Genomic DNA, 17,383 nt, shown 5'->3' with positions numbered 1-17,383 from the left:
GTTTAAAAGTTGCCATAGTGCAAAATAATTATATATATGAAAAAAAGAAAGGGGAATGCATAAAAAATGGATGAGGCTATAATTGTCAAAGATTTATTTGTATCTTACCAAGGGAATCAAGTAGTTCAAAATGTTTCCTTCGATATTGAAAAAGGGAAGCTCGTTGGAATTATTGGTCCAAACGGTGCGGGGAAATCTACTTTAATGAAAGCTGTTTTAAATCTAATTCCAAGTGATAAGGGATACGTTCAAGTTCTTGGAGAGGATATTCGGAGTGCTAGAAAGCATGTTGCATATGTACCGCAAAGGAGTGATATAGATTGGGATTTCCCAATCACAGTTTTAGATGTGGTGCTAATTGGAACATATCCATCTTTAGGGATGATGAAAAGACCGAAGAAAGAGCATCGAGATTGGGCTTTTGAATGTCTAAAAAAAGTCGGTATGGAGGAATTTAAAAATCGTCAAATTGGTGAGCTTTCAGGTGGACAACAACAACGTGTCTTTTTAGCGAGAGCATTAGCACAAAAGGCAGAGATATTTTTCTTAGATGAACCGTTTGTTGGAATTGATGTAACAAGTGAAGAGACAATTATTAAAATTCTTAGAGAATTACGTAAAGAAGGAAAAACAATTGTTGTTGTACATCATGACCTAAGTAAAGCAGAGTCCTATTTTGATAAATTACTATTATTGAATAAGAGCTTAATTCATTACGGAGAAGTAAGGCAAGTATTAGAACCAACTGTTATGTCAAAAGCGTATGTAAATCATGGCATATTGTTTAATAATGCAGCGGAGGTACATTCATCATGAAGATTGTAGAATTTATAGATGCATTAATGCAGTACGGTTTTCTGCAGAAAGCGTTATTAACTTCCGTTATGGTAGGAGTTATTTGCGGTGTAATTGGCTGTTTTATTATTTTACGAGGTATGGCTTTAATGGGAGATGCAATTTCACATGCTGTTCTTCCAGGCGTAGCCCTTTCTTATATGATTGGTATGAATTATTTTATAGGGGCGGTTTTAACAGGGGTTATTACTGCTGTTGGAATCGGATTTGTAAGTCAAAATAGTCGAATTAAACATGATATGGCGATAGGGATTATGTTTACATCTGTTTTCGCTATAGGGATTATTTTAATTACCTTTATGAAGAGTAGTTCGGATTTGTATCATATTTTATTCGGGAATGTTCTATCAGTTCGCTCTTCCGATATGTGGATGACACTTATTATTGGAGTTGTCATTATTGGTCTTGTGATTTTGTTTTATAAAGAACTACTCGTATCCACTTTTGATCCAACGATGGCACAAAGTTATGGATTGCCGAACAAATGGATTCATTACGGTTTAATGATTTTACTTACAATGGTTACAGTTGCTTCATTACAAACTGTGGGAATTATTCTAGTTGTCGCTATGCTTATTACACCAGCGGCTACAGCGTATTTATTAACAAACCGTTTATGGGTCATGATTTATTTAGCTGCAGGAATTGGTGCACTTTCATCTGTAGTAGGGCTATATTTTAGTTTCTCTTATAATCTTGCTTCAGGTGCAACAATTGTTCTCGTTGCAACATTCTTATTCGCCTTGGCATTCTTTTTCTCGCCATCACAAGGTTTATTTTGGAGAGCTATTAAAATTAGAAAAAATAGAGCAGAGTTGTCATAATTGATTGGAGGATAATGATGAAATTAAAAAATATTTTATTATCGGTAATTTGTATTTTCGTATTTGCATTAACAGCGTGTTCTAGTAACACAAATGGAAAAGAAGAGGGTAGTGGAAAATTAAAAGTTGTAACAACATACTCCATTATATACGATATGGTGAAGCAAATTGGTGGTGATAAAGTTGAGATTCATAGTCTTGTTCCAATTGGAGCTAACCCGCATGAATATGATCCACTACCGAAAGATGTTATGAAAATGACAGATGCAGATATGGTGTTTTACAATGGATTAAACTTAGAAGAGGGCGGCGCATGGTTTAAAAAACTATTGAAAACGGCAAATAAATCAGAGAAAGATGCACCGGTTTATAAAGTAAGTGAAGGTGTAGAAGCTATTTATTTAGAAACAAAAGGATTGGAAAAAGAACCAGACCCACATGCTTGGATGAATATTAAAAATGGTATTATATACGCTGAAAATGTGAAGAAAGCATTAATTAAAGAAGATCCTAAAAATAAAGAGTTATATACTAAAAATGCCGATAAGTATGTAGCAGAACTTCAAAAATTACATGATGAGACGGTAAACAGAATTCATCAAATCCCTGAAGAAAAACGTTTCTTAATCTCTAGTGAAGGTGCTTTTAAATATTTTGGAAAAGCATATGGTATTAAGACGGGATACATTTGGGAAATAAACTCAGAAAATCAAGGTACACCAGATCAAATTCGAGATGTTGTAAGTTTAATTCAAACAAACAAAGTTCCGGCTTTATTTGTCGAAACAAGTGTAGATCGACGTAGTATGGAAACTGTTTCAAAAGAAACAAACGTACCAATTGCAGGTACAATTTTTACAGACTCACTAGGTAAAACAGGTGAGGATGGAGATACTTACTTGAAAATGATGAAATGGAATATAGATACCATTATTAATGGGTTACAGAAATAAAATCTAGCTAGTGTAACTATTGAAATTTTATACGATAAGAAAGAGCCAACTCATGTGAATTGGCTCTTCTTTCATGTATCATGTTTTATTAATAATTGGGCTGAATATAACCTAATTTTATTCCCTTTGTGACAGCTTCTAAAGAAGAGGAAACGTTTAATTTATCAAATACGTGTTGAATGTGATTGGAAATTGTACGTTCGCTAGCGTATAACATAGAAGCAATTTCTTTTCGCTTATAGCCATCACATAGTAATTGTAAAATTTGTTTCTCACTATGGGTTAATTCTTCAATTATTTCTGTAGAGGTTGGAAAATGAAGTGCGCCTTTATTAATGTCACTTAATATTTGTACCAATACTTCAGGTAAAATATTTTTATTAATAAAACCACTAACACCTAGTTTTTGCGCTTCATACTGGTAAACAGGTAAATCATAACCTGTTAATATAACTATTTTTGTATTACATTTATTATCCAAAATCATTTTAGCTACTTCCAAACCATCTTCACTACTGATATTGCTTAAATTAATATCTAGTAAGATAATATCTGGTTTAAACTGATTGATAATTGTAATGACATTTTTGATATTTTGTAATGAGTGAAAGGCATCTATTTCAGGATAATCTTCTAAGGCTATTTCCAAGCTTTTTGCAAACAAAGCGTGATCATCTATTAATAAAATGTTTATAGGAATCGTCTCCTTTCATCGGAATAAAAATAGTAATGCATAAACCAGAAGGAGTGCTATTTGAAATGGTCATTTCACCATTTAATAAAAGTAGCTGTTCTTTAATTGAATGCAATCCTTTATGACCATTTAGTATGTCTGCTTCGGTAGTTGTTAAACCTTTACCATCATCTTTCACAATAAGTTTTATTTCACCATTTTGTTGTGTTAAATGTAAATGTATCTGTGAACAATTTGAATGTTTGAATGCATTCGTTACTAGTTCTTTTAAAATTCGATATACGACAAGATGATAGGGTTCTACTAAAAACAAGTCGTCATTACACGTAAATGATATATTAACATGTTTCATTTCATATTTTTTTTGTATCATTTTGAGTAAATTAAGATAATTTTCTTTTAATGTAAGTGTTTTTAATAGAGTTGGATGATACTCCTGCATTTCATTGCGTATTGTATGACTTAAGTTGTCCAGTGTCGCTACGATCATGTCATGAATTTCTTTTTTGCTAGATTTGTTCATCATATTTTTAACAGCTAATATGTCTTGTAGTATTTCATCGTGTAAATAATTAGAAAATCCACTTTTTAATTGTTCTTCTTTCACTATTTGTAATAAGTTATGAACATAAGAACTGTCGGGTAAAGTTTTTAATTCTTTTGTACTCAAATTTGAGATCGTGTTTTTTGTTTCTTGAAATAACAATGTGAAATAAAGCTGAACGAACCAAATAATTGTATGTATAAAAATGAAATAAGTTATCATATTAAATTGAAATAGTACCCCGAGTGCACTCATAAAAATAAAAATGCATAAAAACATAAAAGTGATTGCGCCTTTTTTTAAGGGGAAATACTGTTTCATAGACATATGATTTTTAAAAGCTATTGCATGAATACTAAATAGGGGAAACAAAATTATTATGTACCATCCTAAATTATTTACGTATTCGGGACTCTTTCCAAATAACGTAACATATACGATAAAAGGAACGATAAGAATTGCAGTAGATTTAAGTAAATGCTTTTTTTCACTTTTACAAACAAATTGTATTCGTTTGTAATGTTGCAGGAACAGAAAAATAATACAACTAACACTAATAAGCCATTGAAATGAAAATAGAATGGAAAATATTCTATCGTTTATGAAATATGCGCTTAATGTTAGTAAACATGTAACTCGTAAAATCCAATCCTTTTCTTTTTTATAACTATAAATAGAATCTTGGAAAAAGAATAGGAGTATAAATTGCACGATTTTATATAGAATCAAGACACTCAGTAGTGTACTGAACATACGAAAAATCTGTTCATCATTCACTGTAAGTAAAAACTGCCAAGAAGTAAAAAGTAGTAAACTCGAAAACTGTGATAATAGAGTATTGTTTTTTAAATTGATAAAACTAATATATGATCCATAAATAGACATAATCGTTATAAACAGTAAGGGGAGTAATTTTGCTATTCCTATAATATTGTTCATTGAAAATTCATAGCATAAAAAAATAATCATACAAAGTTGATTAATTAATATTAAAATTTGTTTTGGTTCATAGTGCTTTTTCATAAATTCACTTACCTTTGTTAGATTACATAAAGATAAAGCTGATGTTTTTATGTAGCATCAGCTTTATCTTTAAGTGTTTATTTTTAATCGTTAAATATAATTTTATAACATGCTCTTTTTGTTAACAAATAATAAACGGTATATACAACAGTAAAAATCATTACTGCAAAAAGAATAGGTAATATAAAGGCACTGCTTTTCCCTAATAAATCATCCATTAACGCGGTTTTATAGGCAACTAATGCAAAAATGCTATGTGCTAATCCTATTATGTAAGGAATGCTAAACAAGGTGAAAATCTCTTTACTTATTATTCTTTTTATCTTCTTTTTGTTATAGCCCATTCTATTTAAGATAATAAATTCGTTTTTATTTGACATCATGCTTGAAAGGTTATGGAAATAGAAAATACTACCTGTTGCAATAAAGAAAATGATAGTAACGAAACTAATGAGTAAGAACGTTGAACTATTTTGCTGAATAATATAATCATTTTTTTGGTAACTGCTTGTAAAATACATATTATTTTTAAATAGTGGGGCTAAGTTTTCATAAACAGCTTTATTATTCCTCATATCTTTTCCATTAAAACTCACTATCGTTTTTTGTGGTAGCTCTAAAGTTTTTATTTCTTTATACAGTTGATCCGAGATAATAAGTGTTCCTACACTATTTGCAAATCCAATGGGATTAAGTAATGTAGTGTCTTTCACTTTAACGTCTATATTAGTTGTAGCGGTTACGTTTAAAGTATATATTTTCCCTTTATCTAGGTTTTCTTTTTCAGGTCGATATTTTACTAGGATGCTTTCATTTTTAGCTAAATGATTAAATTCTACATTTTTATCTTGAACATGTATTAACTCTCTGTAATCAGACTCAGAGATAAGATCAAATCCGTGCTCCTTTTTTATACTATATTCTTTTGGTAAACTCCCAGAATTAGATTTCACGTTAATAATGGTTGTTTCAGTATAGTTTATACTTTCTTTACCAACAGTGTTTTGTACAGTTTGTAATGCTTTATTGGCTACTTCTTTATTTTCTATTGGAAATTCAATAGCTGAAGGTACGATACGTTCTGTAGCGGCAACTGGATAGTAAAGTGTCAGTAAAGTAGAACTGAAAATAGCTAAAGTTCCAGCGGTTAATAAGGTTAACAAAATTAAAGTTTTTGCTTTTGAACGAATTTTAAATATAAAGTTTGGGATGACGATAATATTGGATTCTTTATAAAACCATATTTTATTTTTCTTTAGCTTTTGAATCGCATATGGTAAAAATGAATGAATAAAGAAGATCGTCCCTAATATTACACTGAACATTGTTAAGAGAGCGATTGGTGAAAAGCCAATTGTTTTCCACAAGGATTGCATGCCTCTTGTAATATCGAGAGCTAAGAAATAGCCAATTAAAATTAAAACTAATCCTAGTAGTGAAAAAGCTGTATTAATTTTCAACTTATTTTCTTCCTTTTGTTCCATACGTACTAAAGTTAGTAAGGAACTTTTTCGAAGGATAATCCAGTTTGATAAAGATAAAACAAAAAGAACAGCAAAGATAAAAATAAAAGTGAATAGTACTGCATCAAGGTTAATGAATGGTACTTTAGAAGTATCTATTTGTAATTTTAGTATTTTAATTATTACTCCTACAATTCCTTTATGAGCAATAGCACCAAAAATAACTCCTACAAGTAGGGCAGCAAAGCAAATGATAATATTTTCAAAAGTTAACAGTTTTAGCATTGTTGATTTTCTATATCCTAAAAGGGAGTAAATACCGAGTTCGTTCATTCTTTTTTTTATAAAAAATGTATTAGAGTATGACATATAGAATAGTACAAATGCCATAACAAAGATCGCCACCGTTTTTGACATTGTTTCTACTCTACCGTCAGACGAAATTTTTTCCATAACAATGTCGTTCATGGAAAAAGAGATAAAGGAGAAAAATACCATCAGTACAAAAGCTACTGAAATAAAATAGAATGAATAGAAGGAGAAGTTATTTTTTAAATTCTTTTTTGCGATTGTAAATAATTCCACAGCTCAATCGTCCTTTCACATTTCTAGTTATATCGATTTTCATCAATTTTAGAGATTTCTTTTAATATTTCTTCAAAAAATTCTTTTCTATTTTGCTTATTTTTCTTTAATTCTTTTATAATGTTCCCGTCTTTGAATATTAAAATTCTACTAGAAAAACTAGCTGCATAGGCATCATGAGTTACCATTAAAATTGTAGTTTGAAGCTCCTCGTTTACCTCTTTTAATTTTTGAAGTAGTTCTGTTGCAGAATTTGAATCTAATGCGCCTGTTGGCTCATCTGCAAATAAAATACTAGGCTGCTTCGCAAGGGCTCTTGCAGCTGCAACTCTTTGTTTTTGTCCACCTGACAGTTGACTAGGATACTTACTTAATTGCTCAAATATTCCAAAGCGCCGTGCTAAACTTTCTATTGTTGATTCAATTTCCTTTGGTGATTTTTTTAACAGAGTAAGGGGAACCGCAATATTTTCCTTTACTGTTAAGCTATTAAGTAAAAAATACTCCTGAAAAATAAAACCTAAATAATCCTTCCTAAAATCAGCAGATTTATTATTGTTAAGCGTTTGGATATTGACCCCGTTTATAAAAACATCGCCATCTGTAGGTGTATCGATAGTGGATAAAATATTTAATAAAGTCGTTTTTCCAGATCCAGAGGCCCCCATGATACCTACAAATTCGCCCGCTTTAATATCAAATGAAACTTTATTAAGTCCAGGTAATTGGTTTTTGTTATAAATCTTTGTTACATTCCTTGCAGATACTAATGCATTCATTTGATTTACTCCTTTTCGTCTATTTATATATAAAGTGTATCTTTTGATATATATAGAAGCATGAGTAAAAAGCGCAACTTTGTATTACGAAATGGTGTAACTGATAATAAAAGGAGAAAAATAACTTTGTTTTTTCTTGTATGAAGTTGTATAAGTAATAAAAAATTATAGATATATCATGATAGGGATATGAATAAAGAAAGTATGATCGTTAGCCTGTGAAATGAGGGAAGTTCAACATAATGGACATAAACGTTGCTTATACATGTAAAATAAGATGTCATAAAAATGAATAAAGACTGCTAATTTTTGTGCACTTTGATTATGTAGAAATAGGGGAGATGACATGAAAGATAATACGCCTAAGAAAATTTTATTTATTCAATCAGGCATTCCTTTTTATTATCCAATGATCGAAGAAGCAATTTTGAATAGTTTACAGAAGATAAACAGTAATACAATTATGGTAAACCCAGAACGAGCGATAGAAACCGCATTAAAAATGAAACCGGATTTTATTTTGGTACTCGGTGGTTTAAACGAGGGAATTATTAGTGTCATGCCAGTAATAAAGAATGCAGGTTTTACTACTGGACTTTGGCTGACAGATGATCCGTATTATACGGATGTAACACAACATCTTGTGCCGTACTATGATTACATATTTACGCAAGATTTAAATTGTATCAAATTTTATAGAGGGTTGGGATGTAACAATGTATTTCATCTGCCGTTAGCAGCAAATCAAGATGTGTTTAAACCTTCTCAGAAAGAAGATACATATAAGTATGATCTTAGTTTTATAGGCACAGCATTTGAAAATAGACTTACCTTTGTTGATTCTATTTCAGAGTATTTAGCAGGAAAAAATATAAAAATTGTGGGGTTCGGTTGGGAGAGGTTAAAGAATTATGAAAGATTAAAGGATAAAATACATGTCTTGCCACTTGCGAAGTATGAGGATGCATTGCAATATTACGTAGCTACTAAAATTAATATAAATTTACACCGTTCACCAAATGATAAAGAATTGAATTGTAATGCTGCAAATATCCAAGCCTATTCAGTAAATAATAGGACGTTTGAAATTAATGCCGTAGGTTCTTTTCAATTAACTGATATACGACCAGATGTAGCAAAGCATTACATACTAGGTGTTGAAATAGAAACTTTTAATAGTGCACGGGAGTTTATACAAAAAGCGGAGTATTATTTGGAACATGTACAAGAAAGAAAAAGAATAGCAAAAAATGGGCTGAATAGAACTTTGAAAAATCACACATATGATAAACGTATAGTACAACTATTAAACTATATTAATTTCATAGACGTGAAGATGTAGTCTAACCATTAACTTAAATGATAGGTGGTTGGTGCTTTCTAAATCTCGTATTCTATAAAAATCATTTGTGAAAAAGGAATTTGGATAATTTTGTTGAATTTATTTATTCTAAAAAAACAATTTTACATTCAAACTAATTTATATCTAATAATTAGAGGAGATTAAAAATGAATCACTTTTTTGTAGAATTTGGCGAATATGAAGCAAGTGTTTGTGAATGGGGGGATAAAAGTAATCCTCAAATCATTTGTTTTCATGGTTTAGGAAGTACAAAATTAAGTTTTATAGAAATTGCGAAACTTTTACAGGATAAATATCATATTGTATCGTTTGATCTACCTGGACATGGGAAAACACCAAGTTTTGGGAAGGATGAAGATTACGGTGCATCTCATTTAACAAAATGGGTAGTAGCATTACTTGAGGGGATAGGAAAAGAAACATTTCATATAGTAGCGCATTCATGGGGAGCAAGCGTTGCGCTTCACTATGCAGCAGAATGTACAGAAAAAGTGAACAAGATGGTTTTGTTAGATGGTGGTTATCATCATGGTAAAATGAATGCAAATTATTTTGCGGAACTATATAAAGGTGCGGAAGAAGGAGAGTGCCCACCTCCGTCATTAGAAGAAGAAATCACCCATTACGAGAAAGATTTTGATGAATATATTTTTGGCAGTAAAGAAGCATTCATTCAATCAGAAAAAATGGTTTACACTAGATGGTCGCCATTAATAGAGCGTGCAGTTTATGATTTAATGAGAGAAGAAGATAATAAAGTGAAATGGCATGCTACTGGCGATACCGCTAGAAGTGTAATTAAGTTTCAATATACGGTGTATAGAACGTTGAAATCGCATAAAATTAAAAACGATATTTTATTGTTGTATTGCGATCTTCCACATAATTATTTAGAAATAAGAGAATTACAGATTGCGGAATTTAGGAAGCATATTGATATTACGACGAAGCTGTATACAGATACAGGGCACCTAATGCATTGGGATAGACCAGAAGAGATTGCCGAGGATGTTTTACATTGGTTCAAATAAAGAAGGTCCGTTGTTCACATTTGAGCAACGGATTTTCTTTTGGAAAATTGAATGTAGTTGTCATAATCAGTTCCTTGTAAATAGAAATAATAAAGCTAGCTATAAGGCCAAAAAGTTTTTGAGGAAAAGTAAGCCTAATGCTCAAAACTGGCTCAGGGTTCTTGATATAAATCTGTGTATTCAGCTTCAACCGCGAGATGTAGTAGACCTGTTATCATGAATAGTTTGTAAGTCCCCTAAATTGAAGTAACCAAGATCACGTAAACAAAAATCGCCTGCTTCTATTGGATTAGGTTTCTTGTGAATTTTAAATTAAAGGTCTTATCCAAAGTTGAGAAAAATCCACATACCCAAAATATTTCATCTTAATATTCGTTAAATCTGATGAAAAAGGAATTTGACGTGTATCATAGTATAAGGGAATCATAATAGAGGATTCTATCAGTTCTTTTTCAAGATTTTTATTTAATAAAGGCCACTCTTCAAAATGTGTATGTTTGTATTTAGATAGTTGGTTTCTTAGTGATTTATTTGTTTTTAAAACTTTAGCCAATGGTGAATATCTAGCTGTTAAAAAATAATAAAATGATATTTCTTGATTCATCTCGAATACTTCACCATGAATAAAAAGGTCTACTTGTTCATTAAGTTTTTCATCCCTAAGATAGTTTTCAAATGGAACCCATTTAACTTGAAAAGGTATATTTTCTTTTTCTAAGATATTCATTAACCATTTTGTGGTTGCTTCTGTATACTGAGTAGCTTTTATAATAAGTGGTTCTTTAAATTCAGGACGTTTCCTTTTTGGGATATTGATTTGATGATCTATGTCTTTTAAACAGCTTTTAATATTTGGGATTTTTTGAGAATCATATTCATGAATATGATTTATATTGTTAGCGATAATAGAATGTAAGTAATTACGAACATCTATGTGCTGAATGGAAGAATCGCGCCAAGCATTCATAATTATAACGCCAAAACCGGAATTCCTTTCTACTTGAAAAGTAGAATTACATTTATGGTGTTTGGAAGATTGATAAATAGTATCAAATTCCAGAGGGACTTGAATGAATTCTACTGTATCTAGCAAAGGTCTTTCTTGAAAATAATCATGAAATGCTATCAATGATGTTTTCTCCAGATTATTCTCTCCTATGTAAAAACCACCGGTTCCTATAATTTGACCGTTATTTTCTTTATAAATACTTGTATTTATCATACATAACATTTGTAAACAATAACTACACCCCTTTGGGTAATGTATATCAATAATTAATGGTGATACAACTTCTATTTTTTCTATGGGTGCCCATAAATCTTTATAGTATGTATGATCGCGTAATTTTGAGAGACATAGTTTCACATCAGACGCTGTTAAGATGGAGCCATCATGAAATTTTATAGACTTTTTTAAATATAGTCTAAGCGTAGATTGAGTTACATCCCAACTATGAGCTATTTCAGGGAATATGTTCCCCTTTTCATCCATATAAACAAGTCGATTGAAAACATTTGCGACAATATGTGCACTATGTACATCGGCAGCCTCGAGCGGATGTGTTGTTAAAAATGCCTTTCTTCTAGGAATAATTAATTTATCATCTGAATTATGTATATAGCCAAATTTTGAATGAAACTTAGTCATTAAGCGTAGTTTACTGTTTGGAGACCAATTATATAGTAAATATTTACTACTTTTTTCAACAGGCTGTTGGTCCATAATTTCCATTACTTGTGACTCATAGATTTGTTCTATATTTTTCAACCATTGAAGAGAGGAGGGATTTCCTCTACCTTTTCCAGAAATGAAAGTCAGCCAACCTTCATCCATCCATTTATGTAAGTAACGTACTGTTTGCTTTGTACTTAAATTTAAAAAATCTGCTAGGTCTTGTATTTTTATATTTCCTGAAGAAAATGATTGCCATAGATTCAGTAAAGTTTTATCCATTTTCCTATCTCCTTTTATAAGTGGACATGTTTTTCTGAAGTTGTCCATTTTTAATTTGATAAGTCTAGTTTAATATAACATTAGGCAAGGGGAGGAGATACGATGAATTGGAAAGAATTTGAGCAAAATATAAAAGTACGCTTAATTACATCATTTTTTAATCGTGCTGTTACATCAGCAGTAATGCCTTTTATGGCATTGTTTTTTGCTCAAGAAATAAGTAAAGTATGGGCCGGGTTATTTTTAATATTAACGGTTATTTTAAGTTTTTTTTCAAATTTAATTGGAGGTTACATTTCAGATCGATTTCAGCGAAAGAAAATTTTATTGTTAACTTCTTTTTCTAGTACTTTGATATTTTTATTCATGACTTTAAGCTTATATCCGAAAGATAAGGAGATCTGGTTATTTGCAATCGCTTATGTAGGTTTTATAATAACTAGCAGTCTTGGGCGCCCATCCATGCAAGCTATCATCATAGACTCAACTACACCGGAAAATCGAAAGGCTGTCTATACAATTGACTATTGGCTTATGAATCTTTCTATGGCAATTGGTGCAGCATTAGGTGGTTTTTTATACATTAATCATCAACAAGAGTTGTTTATACTACTGACTTGTGTTTCTGCTACAGTACCGATCGCTTATAAAATTTGGCTAGTTACAGAAGTTAAAGAATGCTTAGAAAAAAGGCAGGAAAATATAGTACTTGATCTAATTCAAAATTATAAAATTGCTATTCAAGATAGAGCATTTTTAAGAGTTGTAATAGGGTCTACCTGCATATTTGCAGCAGAGTTTTCTTTAAACAGTTATATTGGTGTACGACTTTCAGAAACATTCAATCCAATAAGCATTGGGAACTTTGAAATAGTAGGAGTGAGGATGCTAAGTATTCTTAACATACAAAATATGCTCTTAGTAGTATGTTTAACATTTATTATAAATAGATTTATAGATCATATAAGTGGGAAAAAAGCGTTACTTTTAGGTCTTGTGCTCTATGGGATAGGCTATGTGGCAGTAACATCTTCAAACACTTGGTACGTACTAATTATTTTTAACTTTATTGCTACTGTTGGTGAACTTGTCTACTCACCAATCAGAAATGCAGAACAAGCTAATATGATTCCGGCTGACAAGAGAGGATCATATTCAGCCTTTGCGGGCCTATCAGATATTGGGGCGGACCTAATTGCAAGAATGACTATTATCGTCGGTGCATTCTTAATTCCTACGATGATGTCTGTTTATATTGGTATGATTGTAATAATAGGGGCATTTTTCCTATATAACGGTCTGTTTGTTAGAACTAGTAGTCAATCACAGGAAAGATTGAATAAAATTTCAATATAATATAATACCTAAAATGAAATATACACTATTCTTTCTATAGAATCGTAGAATAAGTGTGTAAAGAGGGATTATACAACTTTGGAGGAATTATCATGGTAAAATATATTTCAATTCTTGGTTCAACTGGCTCAATTGGTACGTCTGCATTAGATGTAGTCACTTCTCATCCAGAACATTTTAAAATTATTGGTTTAACAGCAAATCACAATATTGACCTTCTCGAACAACAAATACATACATTTTACCCTCAGATTGTAAGCGTAAGCACAAAAGATTTAGCAGATGCACTTCGGAAGCGAATTTCTACGGACACAAAAGTCACATATGGAACAGATGGATTAATTGAAGTTGCAACTTACCCTGATTCTAATCTTGTATTATCTGCAGTTGTCGGTGTCTCTGGTCTCCTTCCAACAATTGAAGCATTAAAAGCGAAAAAAGATATAGCAATTGCGAACAAAGAAACATTAGTTGCAGCAGGGCATATTGTGACAGATTTAGCGAAACGAAACGGCTGTCGCTTAATTCCAGTAGATAGTGAGCACTCTGCCATTTTTCAATGTTTAAATGGGGAAAATACTCAAGAAATTGAGAGGCTTATTGTTACTGCTTCAGGCGGTGCATTTCGAGATAAAACGCGTGAGGAAATGGAAATCTTACAAGCTAAAGATGCCTTAAAGCATCCCAACTGGTTAATGGGAGCAAAACTAACCATTGATTCAGCTACATTAATGAACAAAGGCTTTGAAGTCATGGAAGCACGTTGGTTATTTGATATCTGGTATGAGAAAATTGATGTTTTAATTCATAAAGAAAGTGTTATTCATTCCTTAGTTGAATTTATAGACGGATCCATCATGGCACAGCTCGGTGCCCCTGACATGAGAATGCCGATTCAGTATGCATTTCATTATCCAACTAGATTACAATCAAACTATAAAAAATTAAATCTACTAGAGATAGCTAGCCTACACTTTGAAAAACCAAATTTCAAAAAATTCCCTTGCTTACATTATGCGTATGAATCAGGAAAAATTGGTGGTACAACACCTGCTGTCTTGAATGCAGCAAATGAAATTGCAAATGCGCTATATTTACAAAATAAAATTTCATTTTTTGATATTGAAAAAACAATTTATTCTACTCTTGAAGCTCATCATAGCATTGCAAATCCAGATTTGGAAACAGTATTAGACGCCGATCATTGGGCTCGTGAATATGCGAACGAATTATTAATTAGAAAATGAAATACGAGCTAGAACAGAACTCGTATTTTTTAGCTCTCCATTTTACGTGTTCTTTTGTTTTCATACATTTACATTCACGGAATTGTAAAGGAATGTATTTAAGATATCGCATGCAGAAGGATTTATAGTAATTATTAGTTATGGTCATTGGGAAAGTTCTTTTTAATTAATATAAGCTATATACAGAATAAAGAAACCTAAAAAACTGGAGGTAATTATGAAAACTTTCATATATATGGTTAGACACGGAGATTCACCAAAGTTTGGAAAAGAAGCATCAAGAGGATTAACCGAAAAAGGGAAATTAGATGTTCAACGAATAACAGATATATTACAAGGTGAGGGAATCGACGTTGTTATCTCGAGTCCATACAATCGTTCAATTCTAACTGTTCAGCAGTTAGCGAAGCAAATAGGACAAGAAGTTTTAGTATTTGAAGAATTAAAAGAGAGAATTTTTATTGCTGAAGAGGAACGAATGTCGGATAAAGAATTATTTCCTTTGATAGAAAAGTCATTTTTAGACCCCGACTTTGCTTTAACGGGAGGAGAGTCTAATGTCGACTGTCAGAAACGTGCTATAAAAGTCTTAAAAGAATTATTAAACACCTATCGAGGACAGAAAGTAGTAGTAGGCACTCATGGAGCTATTATGACGTTGATGATGGGGTATTATGACAGTAAGTATGATTTGAATTTTTTACTACAGACATCAAAGCCAGATATATATATAATGGAATTCAATGGACAGGAATTGGTGGAGGTTAAAAGATTGTGGGAAATTTCATAGATTGACTTTATTCATCCATAGCTTTTCCTAGTGACGTATATTATAAGCAATAGGGTTACTGCGGTAACTCTTTTTCTTATGGCACTGACGGGGGACTGATTTCAAAAATCTAAAAAATTCGGTTTCTTAGCGTACAAAATTCACGTTTTGTTCTTGCTATCCCGAGGTGAAATGGGAGGGAATATTTTTGGGCAGGATATCTTTAAAGTTATTTTTTAAATCAATCCTATTTTTTTTCATATGTGGTATTGTTGTTTTTTCTATATTTCAGATTATTTTTGTCTGGAGTGTTTCGACAGGATTAGGAAGGGATGATATAGTCGGATTTTCTGATAATAAGTATGTAATTGGACGTCCACCTGTTAGCTATAATTTATATAAAAAAGATAGTGGAAAAACTATATTAGATAATGTTATTGGTTATAAAAAGGGAAAAACTAAAAGCTATGTTCGAAATGAAGTTGAATTTGTAGTGATAGATGAGATAAAGGGGAGCTATGAACTGTATAAAATAGAAAATGCTTCAGAAAAGGAGATAGCATGGCTGAAAGAAATGAAGAAATTAAAATAATAGAGACTATCTGAAAGATAAAGAAGCACACTTGTTATTGTTAGATCTAAAAAATGGTTTAGACTGATAACTGAGTTTTATTTCATGAAAAGAGTCATTATTAAAATAAAGTATTAGGGGGGCAGTCCCATCGCCATCAAGCTAATATTTTGAAGCACCACCAAAACAAAAATTTTACCTCTCGACAGTTATATATAAGAATTAAGCTCATTTTTTCGTTTTGGGGTGAATCTATTTTCTTAAGTTGATGGGTATGCGTCTGTACCCCATATTAGAAAAACAATCTTTTGATGCAAAGTTATCGTGAAAGCAAGAGCATTACAGTTCTATCATCAATTCTTTTTTTGCTATAATAGATGCGTGGCAGGAAATAGATAGAAAGAAACTGCTAGTAATTTATACTTAAAGTAGGGAGATTGAACAGAGTTATGGGGAATGAAAAAGAAATTAGTTCCGCTAAATTAATATGGAAGATGACGCGCCCGCATACATTAACGGCGACGTTTTCTCCTGTAATTTTAGGAACAGTAGCATCACTTTATGTTACAGACATTCATTGGCTTTTATTTATTGCGATGATGGTTGCATGTTTAGCGTTGCAAATAGCAACGAATTTATTTAATGAGTACTATGATTTCAAACGTGGATTAGATACCGCTGATTCTGTTGGTATCGGTGGCGGAATTGTCCGTCACGGATTGAAACCAAAAAACGTGTTAACAGTTGCACTTTTATTGTATGTAGTAGCAGCAATTATTGGAGTTTATATTTGTATGAATAGCAGCTGGTGGTTAGTCGTCATCGGTTTAATTGGGATGGCGGTTGGCTATTTATATACAGGTGGTCCATTACCAATTGCGTACACTCCATTTGGAGAATTAGTTTCTGGATTGTTAATGGGGACATGTTTTGTACTCATCGCTTTCTTTATTCAAACGAATACGATCACAATTGAAAGTGTATTGATTTCCATTCCAATTGGAATTTTAGTCGGTGCAATCAACATGTCGAATAACATCAGAGATATCGAAGAAGATATTAAAGGTGGAAGAAAGACATTAGTAATCCTCCTTGGTAGAGAAAAAGCAATAGTGACACTAGCTGTAGCTTTTTTCATTGCTTATTTATGGATCGCCGTAATTGTATTAATGGGTTATATAAGCCCTTGGGCATTAGTTATGTTCCTAGGCTTGAGAAAGCCAATCTCTGCCATTCAAAGTTTCCAAAAAGGAGCAAAGGATCCCGGTTATATGCGCATCGCCATGAAATCAACAGCGATGACAAATACGATTTTCGGCTTCTTATTATCAGCAGGATTATTAATTAGTTACTTGTTGTAAATAAAAAATAT

The 17,383-nt window shown here is 31.8% G+C and carries 15 protein-coding genes and 1 pseudogene; 10 read left to right on the top strand and 6 right to left on the bottom strand.

What is annotated here, in order from left to right; translation table 11 throughout:
- Positions 1 to 66 precede the first annotated feature (66 nt).
- The 3 genes from AAG068_RS15635 to mntA are packed head-to-tail and all read left to right on the top strand — an operon-like array spanning position 67 to position 2,632.
- The gene (locus tag AAG068_RS15635) at positions 67 to 816 is read left to right on the top strand and encodes a metal ABC transporter ATP-binding protein (RefSeq protein ID WP_071759155.1); all 750 of its coding nucleotides are present in this window, start codon (positions 67 to 69) and stop codon (positions 814 to 816) included.
- Positions 813 to 1,679: a metal ABC transporter permease gene (locus AAG068_RS15630; RefSeq protein ID WP_048525430.1), complete on the top strand. Its 867-nt coding sequence runs from the start codon at positions 813 to 815 to the stop codon at positions 1,677 to 1,679. The genes AAG068_RS15635 and AAG068_RS15630 overlap by 4 nt, the downstream gene beginning before the upstream one ends.
- Positions 1,680 to 1,696: 17 nt before the next feature.
- Positions 1,697 to 2,632, top strand: coding sequence for a manganese ABC transporter substrate-binding protein/adhesin MntA (gene mntA, locus AAG068_RS15625; protein ID WP_342714913.1), 936 nt, complete (start codon positions 1,697 to 1,699; stop codon positions 2,630 to 2,632).
- 88 nt (positions 2,633 to 2,720) lie between these two features.
- Here mntA and AAG068_RS15620 read toward each other — a convergent pair whose 3' ends face one another.
- The 4 genes from AAG068_RS15620 to AAG068_RS15605 form a co-directional block, all read right to left on the bottom strand.
- Positions 2,721 to 3,326 carry a response regulator transcription factor gene (locus tag AAG068_RS15620; protein ID WP_166688474.1) on the bottom strand — a complete coding sequence of 202 codons (606 nt, stop codon included), beginning with the start codon at positions 3,324 to 3,326 and terminating at the stop codon, positions 2,721 to 2,723.
- A complete protein-coding gene (locus tag AAG068_RS15615; RefSeq protein ID WP_166688377.1) occupies positions 3,304 to 4,893 on the bottom strand; it encodes an ATP-binding protein in 1,590 nt (529 codons plus the stop codon). The genes AAG068_RS15620 and AAG068_RS15615 overlap by 23 nt, the downstream gene beginning before the upstream one ends.
- Before the next feature lie 83 nt (positions 4,894 to 4,976).
- Complete coding sequence (locus AAG068_RS15610) at positions 4,977 to 6,941, bottom strand: FtsX-like permease family protein (RefSeq protein WP_166688378.1); 1,965 nt, start codon at positions 6,939 to 6,941, stop codon at positions 4,977 to 4,979.
- 23 nt (positions 6,942 to 6,964) lie between these two features.
- Complete coding sequence (locus tag AAG068_RS15605) at positions 6,965 to 7,720, bottom strand: ABC transporter ATP-binding protein (protein WP_087984508.1); 756 nt, start codon at positions 7,718 to 7,720, stop codon at positions 6,965 to 6,967.
- 346 nt (positions 7,721 to 8,066) lie between these two features.
- Here AAG068_RS15605 and AAG068_RS15600 point away from each other — a divergent pair, with 346 nt between their 5' ends.
- Both AAG068_RS15600 and AAG068_RS15595 read left to right on the top strand, forming a co-directional pair.
- Positions 8,067 to 9,062: a CgeB family protein gene (locus tag AAG068_RS15600; RefSeq protein ID WP_166688379.1), complete on the top strand. Its 996-nt coding sequence runs from the start codon at positions 8,067 to 8,069 to the stop codon at positions 9,060 to 9,062.
- A 167-nt stretch (positions 9,063 to 9,229) separates the two neighbouring features.
- Complete coding sequence (locus tag AAG068_RS15595) at positions 9,230 to 10,114, top strand: alpha/beta hydrolase (RefSeq protein ID WP_166688380.1); 885 nt, start codon at positions 9,230 to 9,232, stop codon at positions 10,112 to 10,114.
- Between the two features lie 148 nt (positions 10,115 to 10,262).
- On the opposite strand, the pseudogene AAG068_RS15590 reads toward AAG068_RS15595, so the two are convergent.
- Together AAG068_RS15590 and AAG068_RS15585 are read right to left on the bottom strand one after the other, a co-directional pair.
- Positions 10,263 to 10,399 (bottom strand): annotated as a pseudogene (locus tag AAG068_RS15590) (transposase); the annotation flags it as partial.
- 22 nt (positions 10,400 to 10,421) lie between these two features.
- Entirely contained in the window at positions 10,422 to 12,068 is a 1,647-nt protein-coding gene (locus tag AAG068_RS15585) for an ABC transporter substrate-binding protein (protein WP_329339194.1), read from the bottom strand.
- 102 nt (positions 12,069 to 12,170) lie between these two features.
- Between AAG068_RS15585 and AAG068_RS15580 the strand changes: the two genes are divergently transcribed.
- From AAG068_RS15580 to menA, 5 genes are all read left to right on the top strand, one after another.
- Positions 12,171 to 13,424, top strand: a complete 1,254-nt coding sequence (locus AAG068_RS15580; protein WP_329339191.1) for an MDR family MFS transporter — start codon at positions 12,171 to 12,173, stop codon at positions 13,422 to 13,424.
- Positions 13,425 to 13,516: 92 nt separating this feature from the next.
- Positions 13,517 to 14,671 carry a 1-deoxy-D-xylulose-5-phosphate reductoisomerase gene (locus AAG068_RS15575; RefSeq protein ID WP_270672487.1) on the top strand — a complete coding sequence of 385 codons (1,155 nt, stop codon included), beginning with the start codon at positions 13,517 to 13,519 and terminating at the stop codon, positions 14,669 to 14,671.
- A 217-nt stretch (positions 14,672 to 14,888) separates the two neighbouring features.
- A complete protein-coding gene (locus tag AAG068_RS15570; protein WP_048525451.1) occupies positions 14,889 to 15,461 on the top strand; it encodes a histidine phosphatase family protein in 573 nt (190 codons plus the stop codon).
- Positions 15,462 to 15,648: 187 nt separating this feature from the next.
- Positions 15,649 to 16,032: a hypothetical protein gene (locus tag AAG068_RS15565; protein ID WP_048525453.1), complete on the top strand. Its 384-nt coding sequence runs from the start codon at positions 15,649 to 15,651 to the stop codon at positions 16,030 to 16,032.
- A 428-nt stretch (positions 16,033 to 16,460) separates the two neighbouring features.
- The gene (gene menA, locus AAG068_RS15560; RefSeq protein ID WP_088316211.1) at positions 16,461 to 17,372 is read left to right on the top strand and encodes a 1,4-dihydroxy-2-naphthoate polyprenyltransferase; all 912 of its coding nucleotides are present in this window, start codon (positions 16,461 to 16,463) and stop codon (positions 17,370 to 17,372) included.
- The last annotated feature ends 11 nt before the right edge of the window (positions 17,373 to 17,383 follow it).

Origin of the sequence: Bacillus paramycoides (genome assembly GCF_038971285.1) — a bacterium.
GTDB lineage: Bacteria > Bacillota > Bacilli > Bacillales > Bacillaceae_G > Bacillus_A.
This window is presented reverse-complemented; position numbering and strand designations above follow the sequence as displayed.

What these genes read in the sequence shown, in the direction of transcription:
- AAG068_RS15585 (WP_329339194.1), bottom strand. Translation starts at nt 12,068, where the DNA reads ATGGATAAAACTTTACTGAATCTATGGCAATCATTTTCTTCAGGAAAT.
- AAG068_RS15600 (WP_166688379.1), top strand. Translation starts at nt 8,067, where the DNA reads ATGAAAGATAATACGCCTAAGAAAATTTTATTTATTCAATCAGGCATT.
- menA (WP_088316211.1), top strand. Translation starts at nt 16,461, where the DNA reads ATGGGGAATGAAAAAGAAATTAGTTCCGCTAAATTAATATGGAAGATG.
- AAG068_RS15570 (WP_048525451.1), top strand. Translation starts at nt 14,889, where the DNA reads ATGAAAACTTTCATATATATGGTTAGACACGGAGATTCACCAAAGTTT.
- AAG068_RS15595 (WP_166688380.1), top strand. Translation starts at nt 9,230, where the DNA reads ATGAATCACTTTTTTGTAGAATTTGGCGAATATGAAGCAAGTGTTTGT.
- AAG068_RS15580 (WP_329339191.1), top strand. Translation starts at nt 12,171, where the DNA reads ATGAATTGGAAAGAATTTGAGCAAAATATAAAAGTACGCTTAATTACA.
- AAG068_RS15615 (WP_166688377.1), bottom strand. Translation starts at nt 4,893, where the DNA reads ATGAAAAAGCACTATGAACCAAAACAAATTTTAATATTAATTAATCAA.
- AAG068_RS15575 (WP_270672487.1), top strand. Translation starts at nt 13,517, where the DNA reads ATGGTAAAATATATTTCAATTCTTGGTTCAACTGGCTCAATTGGTACG.
- AAG068_RS15630 (WP_048525430.1), top strand. Translation starts at nt 813, where the DNA reads ATGAAGATTGTAGAATTTATAGATGCATTAATGCAGTACGGTTTTCTG.
- AAG068_RS15635 (WP_071759155.1), top strand. Translation starts at nt 67, where the DNA reads ATGGATGAGGCTATAATTGTCAAAGATTTATTTGTATCTTACCAAGGG.
- mntA (WP_342714913.1), top strand. Translation starts at nt 1,697, where the DNA reads ATGAAATTAAAAAATATTTTATTATCGGTAATTTGTATTTTCGTATTT.
- AAG068_RS15605 (WP_087984508.1), bottom strand. Translation starts at nt 7,720, where the DNA reads ATGAATGCATTAGTATCTGCAAGGAATGTAACAAAGATTTATAACAAA.